The sequence below is a fragment of the Paenibacillus pseudetheri genome (genome assembly GCF_924513355.1).
GTDB classification, from domain to species: Bacteria; Bacillota; Bacilli; order Paenibacillales; family Paenibacillaceae; genus Paenibacillus_AQ; species Paenibacillus_AQ pseudetheri.
Genome location: NZ_CAKMAB010000041.1, coordinates 19,927 through 44,056, shown reverse-complemented (window position 1 = coordinate 44,056; position 24,130 = coordinate 19,927). Strand labels below are relative to the sequence as shown.

The following is a 24,130-nucleotide window of genomic DNA, read 5'->3' as shown; positions in this document are numbered from 1 at the left end:
CCTCCTTGTTCTGGTATTAATATACCTCACCCATTTAAAGGGATTTTGATAATTCTTGCTTAGTTCTACTTCTGTATGTAGAAAATTGCACTTGAATCTAATACTATCAGCAGGATATATAAAAGGAGAGTAATAAAAATTATAAAACAAAAAAAAGGCGGATTCTCACTCATAATTGAGTGTAAATTCGCCTATATCTATTCAGGTGCAATTACTACATTAAACCTCAATGATGATTGGAAGAATCATCGGACGTCGTTTCGTTTTTTCATACAGGAATCTACTCAGAGTCTCCTTGATGGTCTGCTTGATGATATTCCATTGGCCAAGGTCAGGCTCACTCATCTTTTGAAGGGTGGAAGTTACAAGTTGGTTGATTTCATCCATTAAAGTTTCTGAATTACGGACATAGATGAATCCTCTGGATATAGTATCCGGTTCATTTAATAGACGTCCATCGGCTTGGCTTAGTGTAATCACCGTAATAAGAATGCCGTCTGCCGACAGCTGGCGACGATCGCGAAGTACGACATTCCCAATATCCCCAATCCCAAGACCATCCACTAGGATCTGTCCAGCAGTCACTTTGCCCGATTGGCGGACAACACCTGACGAAGACTCGACGATGTCCCCATTTTTTAAAATAAAGATATTATTGGGATTCACACCAACCGCCTCCGCCAACAAGCTGTGATGATGAAGCATCCGGTATTCACCATGAATCGGTATGAAATATTCAGGTTTCATCAAGGTTAACATTAACTTAAGCTCTTCTTGGCTTGCATGCCCAGACACATGAAGCTCGCTGCGTGACCCATAGATGACTTTAGCACCAAGTACATATAAATTATCGACAATTCTAGATACATTACGTTCATTCCCGGGGATGGGATTAGCTGCAATCAGAACGGTGTCTCCAGCCTGGATTTCCATCTGCCTATGACTTGCATTAGCTAGTCGCGATAACGCAGCCATGGGCTCACCTTGACTGCCTGTACATAATACAGTTACTTGCTCTGGGGGGAGTTTAGCAGCTTCTGTAGGCTCGATCAGCATGTTATCCGGAATGGTCAAGTATCCTAGTTCTTGGGCTACCCGAACAACATTCACCATACTTCTGCCTAATAAGGTTAATCTACGATTGGTTAACTGAGCAGCTTCAATGATCTGTTGTAGTCGATGTACATTTGAAGCAAAAGTAGAAATAAAAATTCTGCGGTCAGCTTTCATGAATGCTTCTTCTATATGAGCACCAACGAGCTTCTCAGAGGGGGTGAAGCCTGGTCGTTCTGCATTAGTACTCTCTGAGAGCAGGAACTTTACACCATTCTTCCCGATATCGGCCATTTTATGTATATCGGGATACTGCTTATTAACGGGAGTCATGTCAAATTTGAAATCCCCAGTATGAACAACGGTCCCTTCAGGGGTATCGAATACAACACCAAGGCAATCCGGTATGCTATGATTCGTATTAAAGAACGTTGTAGTAATCGCTCCTAGCTTTAATGTAGACTCAGAATCAATGACATGAAGCTTAGTCTGACGTAATATCCCGTGTTCCCTCAGTTTATTTTCAATTAGGCCTAAGGTTAACCGGGATGCATAGATCGGAAGATTTAGTTGTTTGAGCAGATATGGAATTCCTCCAATATGATCCTCATGTCCATGTGTAACTACTAATGCTCGAACCTTATCAAGATTGCTTAATAAATACGTAACATCAGGAATTATGAGGTCAATTCCCAATAGACTTTCGTCCGGAAATTTAGAGCCGCAATCAATGACAATAATATCATCAGCATATTGCAGGAAATACATATTCTTACCAATTTCATTTACACCGCCTAACGCTGCAATCCAGAGCTGCTTAGCTGCCACTTTCATTAAAGTCCCTCCTTTTATAAATTCACCTATATTATGTATGAAACCCTTAATAATTATCCTTTCATTGAGGTGGTACAATAGAATAACAATAAAATGGTATTCGAAAGTTAGGGGACAGATTAATCATGAACATCAGAAGAATACAAATGAAGGATAATTATACAATCGAAGAGATCATTAGGAACTGCCTAATTGAGTTTGGCGGGAATAGGGCAGGGCTTGCCTGGGAAGATGATAGCCTGCATCATTTATATGAATATTACAATCAGAGTGAAAATAGGGCCTATTGGGTTGTAGAAGCGGAAGGAGAAGTATTAGGAGGTTGCGGAATTGCGCCGTTCGGGAATGAGAGCAATATATGTGAGTTGCAAAAAATGTACTTATCTCCGTCCGTTAGAGGTAGTGGGATATCTTCGGAACTCTTAATTACGGCTCTGGATTATGCCAAGCTTCATTATAACAAGTGTTATCTGGAGACTTTGCAGAACATGCATGCAGCTAACCGTTTTTATACGAAAAATGGATTTCAGCTTTTACCTGCGCCCTTGGCTGGCTCGGAGCATTTCGCGTGTGATGCGTGGTATATTAAAGAGCTATCTTAATTATTGTTTTGTAAGCCTGAATAAACAGGCTTGTTTTTTATTTGACAATAAAACCGTCCAGACGGTATAGTAAATAGCAGAGGTGATGAACGTGAACAGTAATTCTAAACGTAAAACTATATTATTGGCTGCTTCCACGGTTGTTAAGAATAATGGAGTAGAGAAGCTTACGCTTGAAGCTGTTGCTAAAGAAGCCGGTGTTAGTAAGGGCGGGCTACTGCACCATTTTCCAAATAAAGAAGCTTTGATCATAGGGATGGTCGAAGAGCTAACGAATGATTTTTTTAACAATGTTCAAGATAGGGCTATGAGTGAAATGGTTGAAAAAGGGAAGTGGAGTCGTGCTATTACTGAAGCTATAGATGAAGATCTTAAGGAAGGCAAAGAGATCGGCACCGCACTAACGGCTGCTCTTTTCACGAATCCAGATATTCTTAGTAAATTTCAAAATCAATATGCAACATGGCAACAAAATATAGAGAACGATGGTATTGATCCTGTACGTTCTACTATCGTTAGGTTGGCAGCTGATGGATTATGGTATTCCGAGATGTTCGGATTAGGTGTGTTAGATGATGAATTACGCACTAAAGTTATTCATGAATTGATAAATATGACGAAGTAAGGAGTGGCGATCTTGAATTCATATGTATTATTGGCAACAGCGATCCTCTGTGAGGTATTTGGCAGTTCAATGCTAAAAGTATCTAACGGTTTTAAAAGGTTATTCCCTTCTATTGGTGTGATCCTTGGAATGGGCTTTGCATTTTATAGTCTTTCTCTAGCGCTTGAAACAATTCCATTAGGTACGGCTTATGCGATTTGGTCAGGGGTTGGTACAGCATTGACAGCTATAATTGGCGTAGTCATTTATAAAGAAAACTTTAATCGTAAGAAATTACTTGGTCTGCTTCTCATCATTGGTGGTGTAATTATTATGAAGCTTTCTGGTGGGGCTCATTAGAATTTGGAGGCTGTAGCATGAAAAGAAATGTAGGATATATAGCTCTAAGTATCGCGATTGCTAGCGAAGTCGTAGGTACTACTATGCTGAAAATGTCAGAAGGATTTACGCAATTATTCCCTTCTATAGGGGTTATTATTGGTTTTGTAATTGCTTTTTATAGTTTATCCATAAGTCTTAGAGAATTACCGTTAAGCTTAGCTTATGCGATTTGGTCGGGTGTAGGTACAGTTCTAACAGCGTTTGTCGGTATTATCGTGTGGGGAGATCCATTTGGTATTCTAACTTTTGCCGGAATCGTATTAATTGTAGGAGGGGTAGTGTTATTAAACGCACCTTCTGCAGATAAAGAGAGAGCTCGTTAAATTAAATCGGGCTCTTTTTTAATTAAACGGATGTCATAGATTCCATAAATCGCATAGTTTCGCGATAATGGTATCACTTACCTTTTCCGTAGAATTACATCTTATAGTTTGAGCAGCTATTTATCTATAATGAGTGTGTCTGAAAGTGAAGGGAGGGTGTTGTTCTTTTTAATGTGCTCTGGATGATCTATATTGAAAACGCTACCATTTGAGCACTTTGATAGGTTCGTGAATTTTTGAGAATCTAACATATTTAAGGAGGATTAAAATTAAAATGCGTAACAAGTATGTTGTATGGTCGCTAGTAGTATCCATGCGGCAGGAGGCGGCATTTCACTCCGTATTTGCGGCAAGCTAGATTTTAGTAATGTTTACATGAATTCAAATTTGCGATCCCGTTATGGACAAAATGCAATTTACAAAGGGTTTATGGATAACTTCGGTACCAATTCAATTATCCATGATGTCTGGGTTGAACATTTTGAATGTGGCATGTGGGTAGGCGACTATGCTCATACACCTGCTATTTATGCCAGTGGGCTTGTGGTTGAAAACAACCGGATTCGGAACAATCTTGCCGATGGCATCAACTACTCCCAAGGCACTAGTAATTCGATTGTTCGAAATACTAACGTACGAAATAACGGTGATGATGGTCTTGCAGTATGGACTAGTAACACCAATGGTGCTCCGGCGGGTGTAAATAACACTTTCTCCTATAACACGATTGAGAATAACTGGCGTGCAGCAGCCATAGCATTCTTTGGAGGCGGCGGTCATAAGGCTGATCATAACTACATCATCGACACTGTAGGTGGTTCTGGTATTCGTATGAACACCGTTTTCCCTGGTTACCATTTCCAGAATAATGCGGGCATAGTTTTCTCAGACACTACGATTATCACAAGTGGTACCAGTAAAGATCTATATGGTGGAGAACGTGGAGCCATCGATTTAGAGGCATCGAATGATGCCATCAAGAACGTCACCTTTACCAACATCGATATCATCAATACACAACGCGATGCAATCCAGTTCGGTTATGGCGGTGGATTTGAGAATATCGTGTTTAACATCATCAATATTAATGGTACTGGGCTTGATGGTATTACTACTTCACGTTTCTCTGGGCCACATCAGGGTCCAGCAGCCATCTCAACATCGAAAGACGCGGTAAGCTTTGTTATTTTTAATACGAATGAGCTCGTGTTTCCAGAAGGGATGTTCGAAGGACTCTCAGAGAGAAAAACGCTGAAACTGCGAAAAGGGGATACCGTTGATGCAGCTCAATTAGTGACTTGGGTCAGCCAAGCCGCAGCTTCCCTTTAATTGAAAGGTTTATGATGCAGGACGGTATCTCAAAGTCATTTGACTTCATGAGATATCGTCTTTTTTGGACGGATTTGGTTCCACCAATACATAATCGTTCAGTAAATTGTAAAAAATACATCAAGAGCTAGCAACGAAGGGAATGAAACCCATGATGAAATTAAAACAGACTTTTTTGTTACTGCTTACGGTCCTTGCACTTAGTGCATGCTCAAAACCAGTTCCAGATAAATCCCAGCTACCACCTCCAACAATTGCGCCAAGCGGAGCTGAGGAAAGTTATAGCCTTGACTCACTAGCCACTTTAATTGGAAAAGAGGATACGCAAGTTGTCCAATCTCTCGGCGAAGGCGCACCTAAACGTAATGAAGGTACGAATTCTACTCTTTTATCCCGCGAATATAACGAGAAGATTGTGAATCACGAGGCAGCTCTTCAGGTCGCGTATGATGACACCGGAAAAGTGATTGGAGAGACGATTCACTTTAAGGAAGCTAGCAAGGAAAAATTAATGCAAGAGATTACGCAACAGCTCGGTGAGCCTACCACTAACAGTGAAGGTAGCACAGCAGATATGGAAAAAGAGGGCGAAGGTACAAACTTTCGTAGGGTATGGCAGACGGATAACGCTAAAGTTTCTTTAATTGAATCCAATGGAAGGCTGTCTATTTCCATAGATACGAAGTAATTTTAAATAGTACCCCTTCGGTTCGTTCCTCATAATGGATAGAGAGGGAACTATTTTTTTCTATAAAATAATGTTCATATAAATGAGTTAGATAGCTGTGATATCTATACCTATAATCACTTTGGTGACGATTTAGGGAGTTGCCATGCCTATCGTTTCCCATTCTCAGATCAACAGACGCTTGCCCGAACGCTCAAAGCATCGTCCGTCTCCACACGATTTTGTCTGGACTCAGTCTTCGTTACTAAAATGCTGGCTATAGCCTATCATGTCGAGCAGATAACAGACTTAGCATTTATACAAAAGGAATTAGGATCGACTCTCTCGCTAAAGATCCAAGTAAAGGAGCATAATGCAGATTAATCTAAATAGAATAATTTGTGTATAGTAATTTTGAAAGAAGCTTGATTAGTCAAGCTTCTTTTTCGTAACCCAAAAGAGTTTTGACCGTATTAACTGATGAACATTTCATTCAGGAAGAAATTCTGTTCTTCCCTAATGGGTCATGTTAACAAAAAGAGAAGTTGAGGTCATCACCTATGAATGAAAAATTTACAGATTACGCCGATACAGGATATTCGATCGCTGAGCAGAAGGCGGCTCAGTATTTTGCATCTCTTCGTGAACAGTTCAAAGAAAAAACTTATGTGTCTACCTTGATTGAAGATTTTCAATTGTGGAAGAAGAACCATATTCATCGCCGTTCATGGTTGTCCTTTTTATCAAGAGGAAAAAGGAAACCTGATTCTCAGGATTATCATAGATATCTAGGATGGCTGAATCAAACCGGTAAATTGGATGATTATTTGGATCGAAGTGTTTCCTATCTTTATATGAGAGATCTGGGGCAAGCTTTGGATTCGCCGAATACACAGCTCCGGATTAAGCGTATGGTTGCCGACATTAGAAATCAGATGATTCTTCCAGGCTCCACAAGTTCGGAGGATCAGTCGGATTTCATGAGTTTCACCGGGATTTACCGTTGGGCTCAGAAGGAAGGCGTTGAAACGGCCACGATTTGGGTGATAGACAAACTTAAGCAGGTATCAGCACATCTTCCGAAGGAAATGAATCCCGAGCAAGCGCAGCGTAAATTAATCAAGATCATTATTGGGGTGATTCTCCATGTGATGGAAGAAATGGACGATGACGTACCGCCTGTGGAGCGATCCAAGAGGATTGGTGAAGCCATTAGACTTGGTTATTCATATGGCCTAACTTATCCATTCATTGATGATCTTCTTGATTCCAGTGTCTTAACCGACCAAGAGAAAGAACAGTATTCTCATATGATACGCACCGCGATCCTTAATAGAGTTGTACCGGAATTGGGTGAATGGTCCGGAGAGAACATGCCGTTCATTCGATTTGTACATTCGGAGCTCAAGGAGGCTTTTGAGTATATTAGAGGGTATCAGCGGGAAGACATACAGGATGCATTTTTCGAGCAGTCTTTTGTATTTTTCCATTCACAGGAATTGGATCGTATGAAGGATCTTTCTAATTCTGAATACAGCAATGAAGAGCTTTTCATACCCATCATTTTAAAATCCTCTTCTTCCCGTTTAATTGTCCGATCCGTAATTAGTGCTCCAGCAGATGACGGATTTGATCAACGCACCTTTTTCTATGGGTTATATAATCAGCTGGCTGATGATTTTGCGGATATGTTTGACGATATGAAAGCGGGAGCGGTAACCCCCTATACTTATTATTTAAAATACCGTGGCCAACGTACAGATCTGATCAATCCTTTTGAATTATACTGGACGGTTATTTCCCATTTAATACACACCGTGTATCGCTCTGATCCTAAAACCCGTGAGGTAATCTTAGATCGAGCCATCAATGGACTCAAGCGCTGTAAAGAACGTGTAGGGGTTGAAAAGTATAAAGAGATCATGGAGATCTTTGCTTCTGGTCAACCAGCATTTAACCTTGTTGTGCAGCAGATGGTGCAGAAAGCAGATGATGTGGATTTTTTCGATAAACTGCTCAGGGATCAGTTGCTTTTGAATCTAAAAAACAGCAAGAAGGAAAAAGTGGAATTTCGAGATACGATCCAAAAGGTCCGCGATCAAATCAATAAACAATTGCTGATAGCCAAGCCAGACGGGACGCCAGAAATGAAAGAGCTGCTTATTGATGCGGCTAATTATAGTCTAACAGGCGACGGCAAGCGGATAAGACCTATATTGACTTGGGTCATGGGTGTTAACGAATATGGTCTAGATGAATCAGCAATTGTGCCGCTTCTGAGATCTTTGGAATATATGCACACCGCTTCTCTAATCTTCGATGATCTTCCGTCCCAGGATAATGCCTCAACCCGAAGGGGGCGTGCAACTCTACACGAAGTGTATAATAGCTCCACAGCGGAGTTAACGGGTCTATTTTTGATTCAGAAGTCGATCGAGGAACAGGCGTCGCTTCATTCTTTTGATGCAAAAGCTGTGCTTGCCTTGATGCAGTATTCAGCCCAAAAAGCAGAAGATATATGTATGGGTCAGGCGATGGATTTGAATTCTAAGGGGAAAGCGTTGACGCTAGAGCAATTAAATATGATTTGCTTTTATAAGACCGGAATTGCATTTGAAGCTTCATTAGTGATGCCAGCCATTCTCGCTCAGATTAAGGAGTCAGAAATTCTGTCTTTGAAAAAATTTGCCTACCATGCGGGGATTGCCTTTCAGATTAAAGATGATTTGCTCGATTTGGAAGGGGATCATCATTTATTAGGGAAGCCGATAGGGCAGGATGTGGAGAATAACAATTCAACGTTTGTAGCTATCCTTGGAGCAGACGGCGCAAGAAAAGAAATGTGGGAACACTACTGTCTCGCCATGGAAGCGTTGAAGGAGATTCCTCGAAATATTGCTTTTCTGAAGCATTTATTGAATTACATGATTAATCGAAATCGATAATTGATTATAGAGTGTTGGCATTATTGCCAGCACTTTTTGTATTTTTTTGCAGATTATTAGTTCTTTACGGTAATTGGATTTTATTGTTTATAATCGAAACTGCGTGTATGATGAAGTTGAAAATAGATAATAGAGGTGTAACTTGTGAAGCTAGGGATTTTCTCTAAAGTATACTCGAACTATGAACTGGAGATCGCCTTACACAAAATCAAAGCCCAAGGCATGAGTACCGTTCAATTTAATTTTGCTAACGTGGGGTTGGCGAGTTTACCTAAAGAAATTAGTCAGGAGATTATCCTTCAAATCAAAGAAGCATCAATAAACAGTGGAGTTAGCATTGCTGTGATCTCAGGGACGTTTAATACGCTGGAGCTAAATGAGGAGAAGAAAGTTGAGAATCAGCAGTGTTTTAAGACTGTAGTTGAGGCTGCTGCAGCATTAGCTGTGCCGTATGTTTCTATTTCTACGGGTAGCTTGAATCAAGAAAATTTCTGGAGTCCTCATCCTGACAATCATTCAGTGAGGGCGTGGTCACTATTGCGTAATAGTCTTACATGGATGCTGAATATTGCAGAAGACAATCAAGTAACGCTAGTATTTGAACCTGAACAAGCCAATGTGGTGAGTACGGCAGAAGATGCTTTAAGACTATTGAGGGATCTGGATACACCTTACCTTAAGGTTCTCTACGATGCAGTAAATCTAGTAACCCCACAGGATCATAAGAACCTCTTAGGTAAGATTTCAAAAACCCTAACAGTGCTGAAGGAGCACATTGCCATTGCGCATTGCAAAGATGCTTTTGTAACCGAAGAGAAGATCACTTTTGCACCAGTGGGTAAAGGAAACTTGCCCTTAAAGGAATATCTGAATGAATTAAGTAAGGTTTATGACGGTCCAGTTATTATGCATGGGTTAGCTGAGGACGATGTAGCGCATGCTTTGAATTACATTAACTAGAATAGGAGGACATGAATATGAAAAAGGAAAACAAATTGTTGAACATTGGTGTGTTAGGCTGCGGTCAGATTTCACAAGCGGCACATTTTGACTCTATAAGGCGTTCACGTAATGCTCATCTTTACGCAATATGCGATGTGGACGAATACTTGCTCCAAAGAATGAATGCTATCTATGAACCCGACAAGATATATACGGATTATGATCAAATGCTGGCGGACCCGAGCGTAGATGCTGTAGTTATTGGCATTGCCGATCAATTTCATGTAGAGGCAGCTAAACAAGCGGTGCGTGCAGGCAAACATGTCTTGGTAGAAAAACCTCTAGGCGTATCCATCGAAGAAGTGGAAGAATTAAAAGAGCTTGTGGATCGTACCGATCTTAAAGTGCAAGTGGGGAATATGAAGAGATTTGACCCCGGTATAGTAGCAGCTAAAGAGTTTGTGGATCATGAAATGGGTGAGATTATTGGCCTAAAAGCTTGGTATTGTGATTCCACCTATCGATATACCGTCACCGAGAATGTTCAGCCAGTGATTATATCCGGTAAAAATATAAAGAGACCTGCTGGAGATCCAAAAGCGAACAAGGAACGCTACTATATTTTAGGTCATGGCAGCCATTTGTTCGATACCGCAAGATATCTAGGTGGAAATATTGTAAGTGTGAAAGCATGGAATACGCAAAAGTTCGGTGCCTATTGTTGGTTTATTACTGCGGAGTTTGAAAGCGGCTTTGTAGCTCAATTGGATTTGACCATTGCGGTTCGGATGGATTGGCATGAAGGATTCCAAATTTATGGTGAATTCGGATCAGTAGTAGGAAAGACATACAACCCTTGGACATTAAAATCAAGCGATGTAGAAATCTTCAAAGCTAGTGATAGTAGCTACCACAGACCACTTGGAGCCGATGGCCATATTTATAGATTGCAGATTGAAGGTTTCGCAGATTCTGTTCTGCACAATAAGCAAGGCATAGGTGCAACAATTGAGGATGGGATGGCTACGATGAGAGCGATGCTCGCTGTTGAAGAATCAATGAAGACTGGAGATACAATTTACCTAAGTGACGTTTCTGGTCCGTTATAAAGGAGGGAATAATGTGCCGTACTTTACCTACGATCACATTCGGTTTCATTATGAAGATGATGGAGAGCCTTTTATATTTCTTCATGGTTTAGGCGGAGACGTCAATCAACTTTCGGGTTAATGAAGCAAACAGATCAAATACGAGGGATCTCACTAGATTTTCGAGGTCATAGAAAGACTGTGGCGTTTCCTCTATGAAGCTTGTAAAGTTGCAGCATAATCATGATTCGTATGACGCGATCAAGAATTTTATAAACGAGAGATGAGCACAATCTTCAATGGTGTTCTTTTTTTGGTCTTCAGAAGAAATGAACTATATTGTAACCACGTTAACTCCAAGTTTTGTATAGGTATCAATAGTCTTATTATCTACTGAGTTTTCAGTGATTAAATAGTCCAATGAGGATACGTCTGCTACAAAAAAGGATGATATTTTCTCCAGCTTTTCTTTCGTAGCTATAGCGAGAACCAAGGAGGACTGTTCAAAGAGTTGATTCTTAATAATAGATTCCTCATAAGAGGGGACAGTTATGCCCACCTTTGAATCCAGCGTGGATACGCCAAGGATTGTAAGATCCAAATGGATTTGCTGTATCGCTCTAAGCGTTGCGGCTCCTAATAACACTTTGTTTTTTTTATCGAGGTCGCCACCTAACAAGGTTATACTAACTTTGGACAACCGGCATAGCGATAACGCAATGGAGGGGGAATTCGTAATAATTCTTCCATCAAAATGCTCAGGGATGTTCTCAGCTACTTTTAAATTTGTGGACCCGCCATCAATAAAGATAACCTTTGCATTCTCAATAAGCATGCAAGCTCGTTTAGCTAAGTCAGCTTTGGTCTGGCTATTAAATTCTACACGTGAATTGAAATCTTTCATGTCACTAATAAGGCTATGAGCTCCACCATGAATTCGTTTGAGAAGTCCCAGCTTCGACAGGCTTTGTAAGTCTTTTCGAATGGTATCTTCTGTTACATTTAATTCATGTGTTAATTCTTGGACAACGACGCGGCCTTCGGTCTCTACTTTTTTTAGGATATACGCCTGTCTGTCAGCTTTTAGCACCGATCCACCTCTTTTCACAAAATGCTTTAAAGGTTGTACTTAACGTTACTATTTTACTACATATGAAATGAATTTGAAAAAAATCAATCGTTTTTACGTACAACTCCGTCTTACTTATAGATATATGATGTGGATGCATTTTCCTGATATAAGAAAGAGGGGGTGGTGGAAGGTGGAAAACACAATGGATGAAGTCAGAATGGTGGATTTTGCACAAATGGATGAAGAAGCTTTTTTTAGTCGTTTGTATGTGGAGCATCGAAAAATGTACGCTATTGCCTACAGTTATCTGCGAACAGAGGCAGACACGCTGGAAGTGATCCAAGAAGCGTCATGCAGGGCATGGATGAAACGCAAAAAATTAAAGGACGAACAGTCCTTCACACCCTGGCTGATTCGAATAACGATTAATTGCTGTATGGATGAGCTACGGCGCAAAAAGCGTGTGATTGTTGCGGAAAAGATGGTGGAGGAAGCGGCACAGGAAATGAAGAGTAATGACCGAATTGATCTGGAGCGTGCGATGAATCAGATAAAACCTAAATACCGGCATGTCGTAACGCTGAAATACTACCATGACATGACCACAATCGAAATTGCTAAAGTACTAAAAAGACCAGAAGGTACCATTAAGACTTGGCTTCGAGAGGGACTCAAACAGCTTCGGAGCTATTTATAGCAATATTGGAGGTGAACGGAATGACAGAAAAAGAAGAACGTATTCTACATAAGAACATCGATGAAGTGCAGCAAAATGTCGAAGCAATACAGGAGATGAAAATTTACAACGCCATGAGAAAAGGAATTGCAAAAGGGAAAAAGCAAGAGAAACGGCGCATTTATACTACAGGAATGGGTGTGGTTGCAGCTGCAGCGGTTGCGTTACTGTTTACATACTCAACAATCGGATTACCAAATAAGGTGGCACAACCTTCAGTACAATCGGCAAGCACTAAAAACACGGATAATTTCAAAGCTTATCGCTCGTTCTCAAGGTTAGAGCCTGCACTGGCCAGTGCTCTTGAGCAGAATCTCATTGTGCCGGTCGGTCAAAGTGCGGAAAACAAGGGTTACCGGATAGATGTGACAGGTGCCGTTACAGATGGACGGAAAGTTTATGTTTTATACAGTGTTCAGAACAATACGGACGAAGTAGTTATACACGCGGATTTTGAGCTTCAATTTGAAGGAATAAAGGAGTCGCCTCTTCACAAAGGCGCATCATTAAGTATGCTCGCTAGCGAGAGCCGAATTCAACCTGGGCAGTCTATGGATTTTATATACTCAAATAATCTTTCACCAACAATTAAATATCCAAAGAAAGTTAACTATAATATTATTCTTACCGAAACTTCAGATAAGGCTCTCCTATCCAGTAGCAATAAGTATCGGACTAGCCTAGATGTTGCTTTCGAGCTTGATCCTGATATGCTCAAAGCACATGAACGTATACTGGATACAGACGGAACGCTGACCGTAGACGGACAAAAGATTAAAGTAGCTGGGGTCCAATTTACTCCGCTTAGCACCTATGTGGATCTGGAGTATGATCAAAACAATGATAAACGGATTTTTCAATTGATCAACCCAGTTCTAATCAGTAAGCATGAAGGCACTGAGGAGAAGTCTTATTATCCCACACTTATCACTGCTGATAACTCTGAAGTCTACTCGGACGATTCCAAGACTACGCTGGTGTTCAGAGACAATAAAAAGATTGTAGAGAGCAAGCCAGACAGCGTCTCGTTGAAAGCATTTGGAATTTCGGCAGTCGAAAAGGATCAAATGAAAATTGTCGTCGATCTTAACAAGTATCAGCTTATTGAAGCGCCCGGAAGTGGACTTGAGTTAGTCACGCCAACTCCAGAGAATGATGCTATGGAAGGAACGATTCTCTTAAGACATAAGTTTGAGAATGCTCAATATTTGAACCATTATACCCGTACGTCTGAAACCTTCACGGACGGAGAAGGGAAAGTGCATCAGTCTGGATATACTACAAATAGGAGCGCGGTATTAAATTTTGGCGGATTAATGAGGTCACAGGATGGGCCAGGCGTGGATGAGTTTATTTATATTTTTGGAGCAGAAGCGAAGAACTATCCTCAGCCATTGACTATAACGTTAGAGAAATATATAAATCCAATTATGGATACGCAGGCTGTGGAGTTGTACGCGAAGAATTAGAAAGCAATGAATCATTAGACAAAAGAATGAATTTTATATTAACTCATTAGCCGTTGATAATTCTATCAACGGTTTTTCTGTGATCCCACCTCTTCATTCCTTGAAATTTAAGAAATACTTAATATATACCGCACTTCTTTTTAAATAGTTTTTCTTATTCTAAGTACATGAAGGAGGTTACTGAAAGAATGAAAAACCCAAGTATGAAGAAATGGCTCCGAAAGGATGGCTCAGCGGCAATGATGTTCCTGGCACCAAGCGGTATCGGCTTCGCGTTGTTTTACCTTATACCGTTTGTTATGGGAGTATTCTATTCTTTTATGGACAGCACGATAGAGGGCCATTTTGTAGGGTTTGATAATTACCGAGAGCTGTTAGAGAGCGAGTCCTTCCGTAAAGCAGCATCCAATACATTTTATTTTAGCGCGATAAGTGTTCCACTAATGCTTGTACTCTCGTTAGGACTAGCGATGTTATTGAATAAAAATACATATCTTCGGAATTGGCTGAGGACTGGATACGTGTTGCCGCTTGTCGTACCTGTCGCCTCTATTATTCTGATCTGGCAGATGCTCTTCGATTGGAATGGCTCGCTTAACGCATGGCTGAACAACTTCGGTATCCATCGTGTGGATTGGATGAAGACGAATGCGGCTAGAAATGTAATCATTGTTGTTTATTTATGGAAGAACATCGGCTACAACGTGATTTTATTCTTGGCAGGATTGCAGCAAATTCCGAAGGATTATTATGAAACGGCTCAAATTGAAGGTGCTGGACGATTGCGGCAGTTTCGCAGTATTACGCTTGTCTATCTAACCTCTTCGATGTTTTTTGTAGTCATCATGTCGATTATTAATTCATTCAAAGTGTTTCGCGAAACGTATTTAATCGCAGGTGATTATCCGCACGATAGCATATATATGATGCAGCATTATATGAACAACATGTTCATGTCGCTCGATATTCAGAAGCTGACAGCTGCGGCGACCTTAATGTTTGGTTGTATTTTATTGATTGTGTTGGGATTGTTTGCATTTGAGCGTAGGCATCGACAATTCATGGAATAGGGGTGAACAGGGTTGTGCCAGTAGTTAAAGTATTACGAAAAGGGGCATTAACATTCGTCATGGCTGTTATTGCAGTCTTGTTATTATTCCCAATTGTGATCACATTCACAAATTCGCTTATGACAGAGAAAGAAATTGAGATCAATTATGGCCCTATCGGGCAGATGAATGAGGTGATTGAAGGGAGAGAAGATCCTTTTGTAAATTTAAAATTGCTGCCGGATCAAGTGTCCTTGGACCAGTATACTAAGGTTCTCCTAGACAACCCTAAATATCTGACGATGTTCTGGAACTCAGTGTTCATGGTTGTGCCCATCATTGCAGGACAAACATTGGTAGCAGCACTCGCTGCCTATGCTTTTTCGAAGCTTAAATTTCGGGGACGAGATCCTTTGTTTCTAATCTACGTCCTAACGATGCTTATGCCTTTCCAAGTGACGCTAGTACCGAACTATATTATGGCGGATAAGCTAGGATTATTAGATAGCTCATATGCGATTATATTGCCAGGAATTTTCGCAGCTTTTGGTGTGTTTATGCTTAGGCAATTCATGTTGGATATACCGTACGCCTATATCGAAGCGAGCAAAATGGATGGAGCCGGACATTTGCTTATCTTTTACAAGATTATTGTTCCGATGATTAAACCTGGCCTGGCAGCACTTGTCATATTATTGTTCGTTGATTATTGGAATATGGTGGAGCAGCCGCTTATTTTTCTAGATGATCCGTTTAAGCAGCCATTGTCAGTCTATTTATCGAGGATCAATGAAGGCGAGAGAGGAATTGCTTTTGCTGCATCCATACTTTATATGGCTCCCATGGTGATGCTATTTCTGTATGCGGAATCGTATTTTATTGAAGGCGTTCAATTGTCTGGTATCAAAGGTTGATTGGAGGAGAATGACGGGATATGGAGTTAGGTATAGAGCCGACTGATCGTAGACGTAAACGAAATATTCAAGTCGTCTTCATGGTTTTTATGGGATTATTGTTGTTTTTTACATTGTTCAGTAATACGATACAATCTTTGACCTTGCCGAAAGTGAGAACCGAAAAACCAACAAAGGGTAATCTTTTATTTACGATTGAAGGTAGTGGGATATTGCAGCCACTTGCTGAAGTTAAACTTTCGAATACTTCCGGACTGAAGGTCGAACAAATTCTTGTGAAAGAAGGACAACGTGTAAAAAAGGGACAAAAGCTTATTATCTATGAGAGCAAAACGGCTGAGCAAGAATTGAAAGATGAAATAACAAATTTAGAAAAGCAGAAAATTGATCAACAGAATAGGCAAGATCAGTACATCCAGTCCGCGCTGGAAGAGGATGAATTCAAAATCAGAAATGCAAGACGTGATATCGAAAAAGGGAAGTTAGATATCTTAGCCCAGGAAAATAAGATTAGCGGGCTAAAAAATCGTCTAACAAGCGAAAAACAACTACTCTCTCCGTTCGATGGTCTGATTTCAAAACTGAATGCCGTCGAAGGGTTAACTTCAATGGGAGAACCGGATGTGATTGTATCGAACAGCAGTCAGGGTTATAGATTGGATATTATTGTGGATTCCGCGCATTTGTCTAGTTTAGGGATTTCTGCTGGAGAAAAGATAGAGGTCGAGGTTGATATGAATCATGGTCAAGAAGCCCGTACCCTAAGCGGCTCCATCGAAGAAGTAGCGAATTCAGAGTCACGTACTGATAGCTCTGCTAGTAATGAGTCAGGGAAGACACAAACCATTGCTCAAAAGGCCCTGAGAATCAAAATCGTTGATCCAGAACTTAAAGGGGGTGAACAGGCGCGGATCAAATTCGAGAAACAATCCATCCAAGAGGGTTTACTCCTTTCGAATGAAGCGATTCATGAGGATCGGGAAGGTTTGTTTGTCTATAAAGTTGACGAGCAGCGGGGGGCATTAGGCAATGTCTTTGTCGCTCAAAAAGTTCGTATTCACTCCAGTGAAAAGAACGAGAAAGAAACGATGATTCAATCGGATATTCTCTATGAGGAGGATTCAATTATTCTGGAAAGTAGTGAACCTCTAGAAGACGGGAACCGAGTTCGACTGCAATAAGAAATCATATAAACGAGAAAATAGGAGGAAATCAAATGATCAAAAGGTCTATTTTTGTACTATTAATGGGTGCTTTGATAATGACAACGGCATGTAATTCCGGAGGTAATGAGAAAGTGGAAAATAAGGGGAAAACGGCAACTGAAGAGGGGAAGACAATCTTGACTCTATCTCTAGCAGAATCGAGTGCATTCTATCAGGCGCTAGAGAAAAAGTTTGAAGCGAAATACCCGGATATCGACCTACAAATTAAAGCATATAAAGAAGTGGGAAATGACTGGGGGGAGAATGGTTATGTAGAATATAAAAAAACAACGAATACAGCACTACTCTCCGGAAAAGGTGCAGATATTTTTGATGTAAGCGCCTTTTCAATCAATGATTATGTGAGTAAAAAGTTGCTTGTGAACATGAATGATATTGAACAAGATAAAACGGTAAATAAGAGCGATTTAGAAATGAATGTTTTGGACGCAATGAAGGTGAACGACGGTCTATACTTCATTCCTACCGGGTTCGCTTTTAGAGCGTTCATAGGTGATGGAAATATGATTAAGAACTCAAATGTGAAGATTGACGATAAGAATTGGACTTGGAAAGAGTTTGGGGAGCAATCGAAGGAAATTATACAACAGGTTGGGAAGGACGCTAAAAACAAACTTTATGCCCTAACGGAGTACCCAGCGGAAATGACACTCCAAGAAATGGCTATTGATAATTATAATTTGTTTGTTGATAGTGAAGCGAAACAAGCGAAGTTCGACTCGCCTGATTTTGTGGAGCTGTTGGAACAAGTCAAGAAAATGTATAAAGAACAAGTTATGACTTCGGAGCCAGCGGAGATAGGTAATCAGCTTTTTAACTCCATCGTTATATGGTCACCAACAGACTTTATCGATGGTCCATATTCTTACTTTGAAAATCCGGTGTACCTTCAAAAGCCACATGCAGGTCAGACTGGTGGTATGAGAATCATTCCTTCATCTTCGCTCGCCATACAAGCCAATACTCCGGTGAAAGAAGAAGCTTATAAGTTTATGACCTTCTTGTTATCTGAAGAAGCACAGTCCTTGCAAGATAGAGAAGGATTCTCTCTGCTCCAATCCGTGAACGATAAGAAGTTAAACGATATTCAGGAAAAGGTGAAAAGTGGAGCATATAAGCTTCCAACCGGAAAAGCGGCTAAGGTTTCTGATGAAGAATTTACTATGTTTAAAGAAATCATTCATACGGTAGATCAATATGCGGAACTGGATACTAAAGTGCTTTCTATTATTGGAGAGGAGTCCTCATCATTCTTCAGTGGACAAAAATCTGCGGAAGATGTTGCAAAGCTGATCCAGAATCGAGTAACAATCGTTCTAAACGAATAGATGTATTAAACAGGATTTTGTATAAGGAGGGGGACTCATGCACAAATCACTAAAGACATATGCTGTAGTTCTGCTCAGCGCAATGCTATTAAGCCAACCTTTTGCAAACAGCACATACGCAGCGTCGACTGGAGTTTCAGACGCAGCGGTATTCACTCTTGACAAACTTGGTTCTATAGCTTTGAAAAGTAATGTCAACGTGAAGCTAATAGATATGGATATTTTAGAGCAATCGAACGGTAATATACTTATATACACGCTTAGTTATAGCAATGGTAGCACCAATAGTGTAGCTCACGTAGATTATTTCTCAAGGGTTATTACAACTGGGGGATTAGTCATACAAGGCAAACCTGTCACGAGAGATGTTGCCCAAAAAAACATCCCTCCAAAGAGTACCCAAAATGTAACCTACTACGTGAACATTGGCGAGTCTACAAAATTAAGCGGCACTAAAGTGACCCTATTTAAGTGGGATTTCAGTAGCCGGGATTATCAGAAAAAGCTAGGTGAATTCGCCATTCCAGCAAGTTATTCAGTTGTCGTTCCTCAGGGCCAGAGCAAGAAGCTCATGATGGATAATCTACCAGTAAACATCAAAGCGGAAAGTCTACAAAGGCTTAATAGGAATGGAAAAGCCTATATGAGAGTTGGTGTTAGTTTCACAAATTTAGGTAAAAAAGCACTAAGCAATTCTACTTATAGGGCGTACCTGAGTTCAGCGGGTGGTTCGGTGTTCGAACTTAAGCATGAGGGTGCTAACACAAGTTTCAATGTACAGTCTCAAGAGAAGAAGACGGTTTTCTATTTAACGGAAGTTCCTTCCTATATGAAGACTGAACAAATGATCTTGCAATTCGCACAAGAAGATGAAACTTTGAAAATAATACTACCTGTTAAATCTTTTAAGCTTCCTTCAGTAACAGCTTCTGACTTGGCTGTGGCTAATTATGCTGTGAAAAAGATTTCTATCAAGAATAACACGGTTGAAACGCAATTGAAGAGTGCTTCCGTGTATTCGGAAAATGACTCTGCGAAATGGAATCTTCAATTCCGCTTAAAGAATCTAGGGAATAAACCTGTCACGCTACCTGCATATGAGCTTACGGTTAAAGCTGCTGAAGGATTAAGTATTCCGGTAGATTCAAAAGCACTTGCGAATGTAATATTGAAACCACTTGAAGAAAAGATCGTCAGTCTCAGTGCGGATGTGCCATTAACACTTAATCAAGGTACGTTAAAGCTGGAGTGGACGGAACCCGCTGTTGATGACAAGGTTGTTTTTCCAACTGCGTTGTATAACATTCCGTATGCTCTAGAACATAATAATCTGATGGGACAAGAGTATATGGTCGAGAACAGGTACGGGAAGTTCATGGTGAAGCTTGGATCCTATCAGCGGTTACCTTGGGATGATGGTGATCAAATTGTAACTAATATCAGCATCCGCAACACAGGCTTAACCTCAGTACAGCTACCTTCTTTAAAAGCTATAGTCAAAGCAGGAATGAGTGATCTGAGCAGTACAGCCCAGATCGTGACCACAAATTCGCAAACGTCACTAGCTCCTAATGAAACAAAAGATATATTTGTGATAGCGAAAGTGCCATATTCTTATAGCTTCAATCAGCTGAAAATTGTGCTACAAGATACCTCTGGAGATGAAGTCACGAAGTTTCTCTCCATGTATTCAAACTCGCTAAATAATGTGATCCATACGATTGCTGCAGGTGAATCTCATCATATGAATTCGTTAGGCAAAAAAGCAGAAGTCCGTGAGCGTCGGACAACCACATATAATTCTAATAAATCTAATTTGATCTATACGGAACTGGAAATGATTAGCGAAGAAGCACGCCAGTCGAAACAGGTACAGCTGGTAGCTTATTACAAAACACCTGATAACCAATTTTTCAACGCGATGGTTAGCCAATCGACAACGCTAACAAGCCCAAATGGTAAAAAAATGGTTACCATCTGGAGTAAGCTTCCCCAAGGTGTGGATACCTCTCAGCTTGTGCTATATATTGGAGAAGGGGTTGCTGACGGTAAGCTTACAGATCTAGGGGGGACATCAACAGGATTTATCAATAGTGTTAAATTAGCACTTACCCCTACAGCAGTAATCTCACAGAATAATCTAATAAGTGTTGATCTATTCCCTTACAACCTTTCGGTTGCAAATGCAGTGGGTTACATTACTGAAGAGAGGGACACATTAGATATAGCTGTAAATTATAGCTTATCTGAACAAGAAGATTTAGAAGCAGGTGCCTATGAGCATAAGTTAGTCTTAGAAATGATTGACCCTTACGGACAATCTATGGAGAAGACTTTGGTAATGGGGACTGATTTGCCAATGGGTAAAAATAAGTCATACACAACTTCATTTAATAGTAACCTTTACAATAAATTAAGGGGAGGAAGCTTCCGTATAAATTTATATGATGAATTCCAGGGTCATAGGGTGTTGCTAGGGAGTCAATCCTACCCGATAACTTACAAAACAACTGAATCGAAAAAACCTAATGGTAGTGGAAGCGCAGGCAATTAAAATAGGGTATAGAATCAAGTCAAAAGTGTTGGCATAATTGCCAGCACTTTTTTATATACTTATGAACTTTTTATGGAAATTCCTTCAATGTATGTTCTTTACATTGACTGTTCCCATTCTTTTCATTAAGATTACCTCTGCGCTTCAATGCCAAAAAGCAAAAAAGCTTAAAAGTGTGTAAGCATTCGATCATTATTTTTATACCCAATACAATGTTAAGGAGCATTATCTTCATGGAACGACAGCTTAGTTTCTCAAAAAGCATGATCATCATCGTTTTTATTTTAGCACTTCTATTTGTATCCATCTTTCTATTGAAAGCGGAGCCGCATCTACCGCTTCTCGTAACTACAATAGGCACGGCCGTCTTACTAGGAATGTTTGGTTTCTCTTGGAAGAAGATCGAATCAGCCATTATTCAAGGGATACAAACGGCCATTATGCCAATTCTTATCCTTATGCTGATTGGAATTCTGATCGCTGTGTGGATGATGAGCGGTACGGTGCCGTCGCTTTTATACTATGGGATGGATTATATTAATCCGAATTATTTTGCGGTGAGCGCATTATATGTCACGATCATCGTCTCGATGTTCACCGGCAGCTCATTCACGACAGTAAGCACGATCGGCGTTGCTTTAATGGGAATTGCCTTAACTACGGGAATTTCCCCAACTCTAGCTGCTGGAGCGATTATCAGTGGGGCTTGTTTTGGTGATAAAATGTCGCCACTTTCCGATACAACGAATTTTGCACCTGCAGTGGCTGGCATATCCTTGTTTACACACATTCGTAACATGGCATACACTACGGTGCCGGCGCTTGTTATCACCACTCTCTTTTTTCTGTTCGCTCCAAAGGGGAATTCGATCGACTTATCCTCGATTAAAGACATCAAGCTTGCGTTGCAAGATGGATTCCATATTCATTGGTTAACGCTGCTATCTCCGCTAGCTGTCATCGCTTGTTCGATCAAGCGGATACCGATCCTGCCTACGTTAGTTGTTGGTATTGTCAGTGGTCTTCTTGTGACGGCTTTGATTCAGCAGCAGACTGAAATCGATGTCTGGTTTAGTGTAATGCAGAGCGGATATAACAGTAATATCGCGAATGAAATGGTTGCTTCTATCGTTAACCGCGGAGGAATGCAATCGATGATGTGGTCTGTATCTCTAATCTTAATTGCCTTATCCTTAGGTGGTTTGATTCAGCATTGCGGGGTCATTGAGGCCTTTTTCCGTAAACTCATTCAACCGCTCAAACGTAAGAGCAGCATTGTTCTGATGAGCGGAGCATCATCCATTGCGGTAAATGGCATGACGGGTGAACAGTATCTTTCGATTCTTTTGCCAGGTCAAATGTTCAAAGATGAATATAATCGCCGTGGCATTCCAGCGAAGACATTGTCCCGTACGTTAGAAGATTGCGGCACTCTCGTTAATCCATTGATTCCATGGGGTGTCAGTGGTGCCTTCTTCGCAGTGACTCTGGGTGTACCCGTTATAGAATATGCGCCTTATGCAACTTTCTTATGGTTAAGTCCATTCATCACGTTTGCTTACGCGTTGATCCCTAGATTACAAAGGAACTCATTGGGTAAAGATCAAGAAATCTCAAGATAAAGGACACCAAATGCATTGATTCAACGTAGATAAAGAATACTATGCGTTGAGTCAATGTGAACAAGCTAGTATTCTTAGCTGAAAAAGTGGTCAATTTATCGGAGGTAATAATAGTGAGTCGCAGTAAGTTACAGGATCGAATAAGATTAGCTAATGTCGAGACCAAGCATGCAGAACAATTTAATAATCTATTACGTTATGTATTTCAAGTGACCAATCGTGATCTGCAAATCTTTGGCTGGGAGAATCGTGAAATTACTCAGGCTAAGTTGCCAGTTCTTAAGTATGCTGATGTTGTAGGTTGGTTTGATGGAGATAAGCTCATCTCTCAGTTAGCCGTATACCCATTTCAGGTTAATATTTTTGGGCATATCTATGAGATGGGTGGACTAACGGGTGTTGGAACCTATCCCGAATATGCCAATTTGGGTTTAATGAATAAACTGATGCTTCATGCTTTAACTAAAATGCGGGATCGTAAACAATCGATATCTTATCTTTATCCGTATTCAATCCCTTATTATAGAAGAAAAGGCTGGGAGATCATCACTGATAAAATATCATTTGAAGTGCCGGATACCCAGTTGCCAAAAATGAGAAATGTCCCAGGAAATGTGGAACGCGTATCTATTGAACATCCAGATATCAAAGTGATTTACGATCAGTTTGCCGTGCAGCATCATGGGGCGATGATTCGTAATGAGTTAGCTTGGGAAGAATATTTGCGATGGGATTTGGATGATATGACGGTGGGCATTTATTACAATAACAACGATGAACCCATGGGGTACTTGTTGTATTGGGTCGCCGAAGAAGTTTTTTATATCAAAGAGATGGTATACATTGTTGAAGAGGCTCGAACGGGTTTGTGGAATTTTATTAGTGCGCACTTTTCAATGATTAAGCTGGTTAAAGGGGATATTTATAAAGGAGAACCATTGTCATTCATACTAGATGATGGGGATATCAAGGAAACGATCGCTCCATACTTTATGGCACGGATTGTAGATGTCCGTTTATTTATCGAACAGTATCCTTTTAAACGGCAGGACAAAGACTGTGAGCTCATTTTTAACTTAAGCGATCCGATGCTGGAATGGAATCGAGGGACATTTTCATTAACTGTAGATAAAGAAGGGAAGGGGACCCTGCAAGAAGGGGGAGTAAATCCTTCACTTACGATTGATATTCCTACCTTAACAACCATGTTAATGGGCTATAAGCGGGCAACCTACTTGGCTCGCATCGGACGTATTCAGACAGATGAAGCCACGATTCATTTGCTGGAAGGATTGATTAGACCAGAGCATCCTTATTTCTCTGATTATTTTTAAAATATGTTAACCTTTGAAGCATACTCTAATGAGTGTG

Annotated in this window: 20 protein-coding genes and 1 pseudogene; 19 read left to right on the top strand and 2 right to left on the bottom strand. The window is 40.5% G+C overall.

Features of this window, described 5'->3' with window-relative positions; genetic code table 11:
• Positions 1-219 precede the first annotated feature (219 nt).
• A complete protein-coding gene (locus tag L1028_RS25590; protein WP_234540775.1) occupies positions 220-1,887 on the bottom strand; it encodes a ribonuclease J in 1,668 nt (555 codons plus the stop codon).
• Positions 1,888-2,012: 125 nt separating this feature from the next.
• On the opposite strand from L1028_RS25590, the gene L1028_RS25585 reads away from it, so the two are divergent.
• From L1028_RS25585 to L1028_RS25535, 10 genes and pseudogenes are all read left to right on the top strand, one after another.
• A complete protein-coding gene (locus L1028_RS25585; protein ID WP_234540773.1) occupies positions 2,013-2,489 on the top strand; it encodes a GNAT family N-acetyltransferase in 477 nt (158 codons plus the stop codon).
• A gap of 85 nt (positions 2,490-2,574) precedes the next feature.
• Positions 2,575-3,114 carry a TetR/AcrR family transcriptional regulator gene (locus L1028_RS25580; protein WP_234540771.1) on the top strand — a complete coding sequence of 180 codons (540 nt, stop codon included), beginning with the start codon at positions 2,575-2,577 and terminating at the stop codon, positions 3,112-3,114.
• A 12-nt stretch (positions 3,115-3,126) separates the two neighbouring features.
• Entirely contained in the window at positions 3,127-3,453 is a 327-nt protein-coding gene (locus L1028_RS25575) for a DMT family transporter (RefSeq protein ID WP_279306916.1), read from the top strand.
• 17 nt (positions 3,454-3,470) lie between these two features.
• Positions 3,471-3,818: a DMT family transporter gene (locus L1028_RS25570; protein WP_234540769.1), complete on the top strand. Its 348-nt coding sequence runs from the start codon at positions 3,471-3,473 to the stop codon at positions 3,816-3,818.
• A gap of 294 nt (positions 3,819-4,112) precedes the next feature.
• A complete protein-coding gene (locus tag L1028_RS31565) occupies positions 4,113-5,147 on the top strand; it encodes a right-handed parallel beta-helix repeat-containing protein (RefSeq protein WP_341482583.1) in 1,035 nt (344 codons plus the stop codon).
• A gap of 151 nt (positions 5,148-5,298) precedes the next feature.
• The gene (locus L1028_RS25555; protein WP_234540767.1) at positions 5,299-5,835 is read left to right on the top strand and encodes a hypothetical protein; all 537 of its coding nucleotides are present in this window, start codon (positions 5,299-5,301) and stop codon (positions 5,833-5,835) included.
• Positions 5,836-5,955: 120 nt separating this feature from the next.
• A pseudogene (locus tag L1028_RS25550) lies at positions 5,956-6,093 on the top strand (saccharopine dehydrogenase); the annotation flags it as partial.
• Between the two features lie 281 nt (positions 6,094-6,374).
• Positions 6,375-8,759: a polyprenyl synthetase family protein gene (locus L1028_RS25545; protein ID WP_234540765.1), complete on the top strand. Its 2,385-nt coding sequence runs from the start codon at positions 6,375-6,377 to the stop codon at positions 8,757-8,759.
• A 144-nt stretch (positions 8,760-8,903) separates the two neighbouring features.
• Positions 8,904-9,719: a sugar phosphate isomerase/epimerase family protein gene (locus tag L1028_RS25540; RefSeq protein WP_234540763.1), complete on the top strand. Its 816-nt coding sequence runs from the start codon at positions 8,904-8,906 to the stop codon at positions 9,717-9,719.
• A gap of 17 nt (positions 9,720-9,736) precedes the next feature.
• Positions 9,737-10,810: a Gfo/Idh/MocA family protein gene (locus L1028_RS25535; protein WP_234540762.1), complete on the top strand. Its 1,074-nt coding sequence runs from the start codon at positions 9,737-9,739 to the stop codon at positions 10,808-10,810.
• A gap of 313 nt (positions 10,811-11,123) precedes the next feature.
• Here the strand turns inward: L1028_RS25535 and L1028_RS25530 are convergent, their stop codons facing one another.
• A complete protein-coding gene (locus tag L1028_RS25530) occupies positions 11,124-11,879 on the bottom strand; it encodes a DeoR/GlpR family DNA-binding transcription regulator (protein ID WP_234540761.1) in 756 nt (251 codons plus the stop codon).
• 217 nt (positions 11,880-12,096) lie between these two features.
• Here L1028_RS25530 and L1028_RS25525 point away from each other — a divergent pair, with 217 nt between their 5' ends.
• The 9 genes from L1028_RS25525 to L1028_RS25485 all read left to right on the top strand — a co-directional run bounded on the left by L1028_RS25525 (position 12,097) and on the right by L1028_RS25485 (position 24,093).
• Positions 12,097-12,558: an RNA polymerase sigma factor gene (locus tag L1028_RS25525; protein ID WP_423803091.1), complete on the top strand. Its 462-nt coding sequence runs from the start codon at positions 12,097-12,099 to the stop codon at positions 12,556-12,558.
• Positions 12,559-12,578: 20 nt separating this feature from the next.
• A complete protein-coding gene (locus L1028_RS25520) occupies positions 12,579-14,066 on the top strand; it encodes a DUF4179 domain-containing protein (protein WP_234540760.1) in 1,488 nt (495 codons plus the stop codon).
• Positions 14,067-14,269: 203 nt separating this feature from the next.
• Entirely contained in the window at positions 14,270-15,136 is an 867-nt protein-coding gene (locus L1028_RS25515) for a carbohydrate ABC transporter permease (RefSeq protein ID WP_234540790.1), read from the top strand.
• A 59-nt stretch (positions 15,137-15,195) separates the two neighbouring features.
• A complete protein-coding gene (locus L1028_RS25510) occupies positions 15,196-16,029 on the top strand; it encodes a carbohydrate ABC transporter permease (protein ID WP_423803090.1) in 834 nt (277 codons plus the stop codon).
• Positions 16,030-16,049: 20 nt separating this feature from the next.
• Entirely contained in the window at positions 16,050-17,210 is a 1,161-nt protein-coding gene (locus L1028_RS25505; RefSeq protein WP_234540758.1) for an efflux RND transporter periplasmic adaptor subunit, read from the top strand.
• Between the two features lie 35 nt (positions 17,211-17,245).
• A complete protein-coding gene (locus L1028_RS25500; protein WP_341482582.1) occupies positions 17,246-18,583 on the top strand; it encodes an ABC transporter substrate-binding protein in 1,338 nt (445 codons plus the stop codon).
• 37 nt (positions 18,584-18,620) lie between these two features.
• A complete protein-coding gene (locus tag L1028_RS25495; RefSeq protein ID WP_234540757.1) occupies positions 18,621-21,137 on the top strand; it encodes a hypothetical protein in 2,517 nt (838 codons plus the stop codon).
• 233 nt (positions 21,138-21,370) lie between these two features.
• Positions 21,371-22,759: a Na+/H+ antiporter NhaC gene (gene nhaC / locus L1028_RS25490; RefSeq protein ID WP_234540756.1), complete on the top strand. Its 1,389-nt coding sequence runs from the start codon at positions 21,371-21,373 to the stop codon at positions 22,757-22,759.
• A 113-nt stretch (positions 22,760-22,872) separates the two neighbouring features.
• Positions 22,873-24,093, top strand: coding sequence for a GNAT family N-acetyltransferase (locus tag L1028_RS25485; RefSeq protein WP_234540755.1), 1,221 nt, complete (start codon positions 22,873-22,875; stop codon positions 24,091-24,093).
• Positions 24,094-24,130 lie beyond the last annotated feature (37 nt).

Bases quoted from the DNA above. Each gene is read 5' to 3' on its own strand.
- L1028_RS25545 (WP_234540765.1), top strand. From the start codon at position 6,375: ATGAATGAAAAATTTACAGATTACGCCGATACAGGATATTCGATCGCT.
- L1028_RS25580 (WP_234540771.1), top strand. From the start codon at position 2,575: ATGAACGTGAACAGTAATTCTAAACGTAAAACTATATTATTGGCTGCT.
- L1028_RS25510 (WP_423803090.1), top strand. From the start codon at position 15,196: ATGGCTGTTATTGCAGTCTTGTTATTATTCCCAATTGTGATCACATTC.
- L1028_RS25495 (WP_234540757.1), top strand. From the start codon at position 18,621: ATGCACAAATCACTAAAGACATATGCTGTAGTTCTGCTCAGCGCAATG.
- L1028_RS25555 (WP_234540767.1), top strand. From the start codon at position 5,299: ATGATGAAATTAAAACAGACTTTTTTGTTACTGCTTACGGTCCTTGCA.
- nhaC (WP_234540756.1), top strand. From the start codon at position 21,371: ATGGAACGACAGCTTAGTTTCTCAAAAAGCATGATCATCATCGTTTTT.
- L1028_RS25590 (WP_234540775.1), bottom strand. From the start codon at position 1,887: ATGAAAGTGGCAGCTAAGCAGCTCTGGATTGCAGCGTTAGGCGGTGTA.
- L1028_RS25505 (WP_234540758.1), top strand. From the start codon at position 16,050: ATGGAGTTAGGTATAGAGCCGACTGATCGTAGACGTAAACGAAATATT.
- L1028_RS25570 (WP_234540769.1), top strand. From the start codon at position 3,471: ATGAAAAGAAATGTAGGATATATAGCTCTAAGTATCGCGATTGCTAGC.
- L1028_RS25525 (WP_423803091.1), top strand. From the start codon at position 12,097: ATGGATGAAGAAGCTTTTTTTAGTCGTTTGTATGTGGAGCATCGAAAA.
- L1028_RS25535 (WP_234540762.1), top strand. From the start codon at position 9,737: ATGAAAAAGGAAAACAAATTGTTGAACATTGGTGTGTTAGGCTGCGGT.
- L1028_RS25520 (WP_234540760.1), top strand. From the start codon at position 12,579: ATGACAGAAAAAGAAGAACGTATTCTACATAAGAACATCGATGAAGTG.
- L1028_RS25500 (WP_341482582.1), top strand. From the start codon at position 17,246: ATGATCAAAAGGTCTATTTTTGTACTATTAATGGGTGCTTTGATAATG.
- L1028_RS25515 (WP_234540790.1), top strand. From the start codon at position 14,270: ATGAAGAAATGGCTCCGAAAGGATGGCTCAGCGGCAATGATGTTCCTG.
- L1028_RS31565 (WP_341482583.1), top strand. From the start codon at position 4,113: ATGGTCGCTAGTAGTATCCATGCGGCAGGAGGCGGCATTTCACTCCGT.
- L1028_RS25585 (WP_234540773.1), top strand. From the start codon at position 2,013: ATGAACATCAGAAGAATACAAATGAAGGATAATTATACAATCGAAGAG.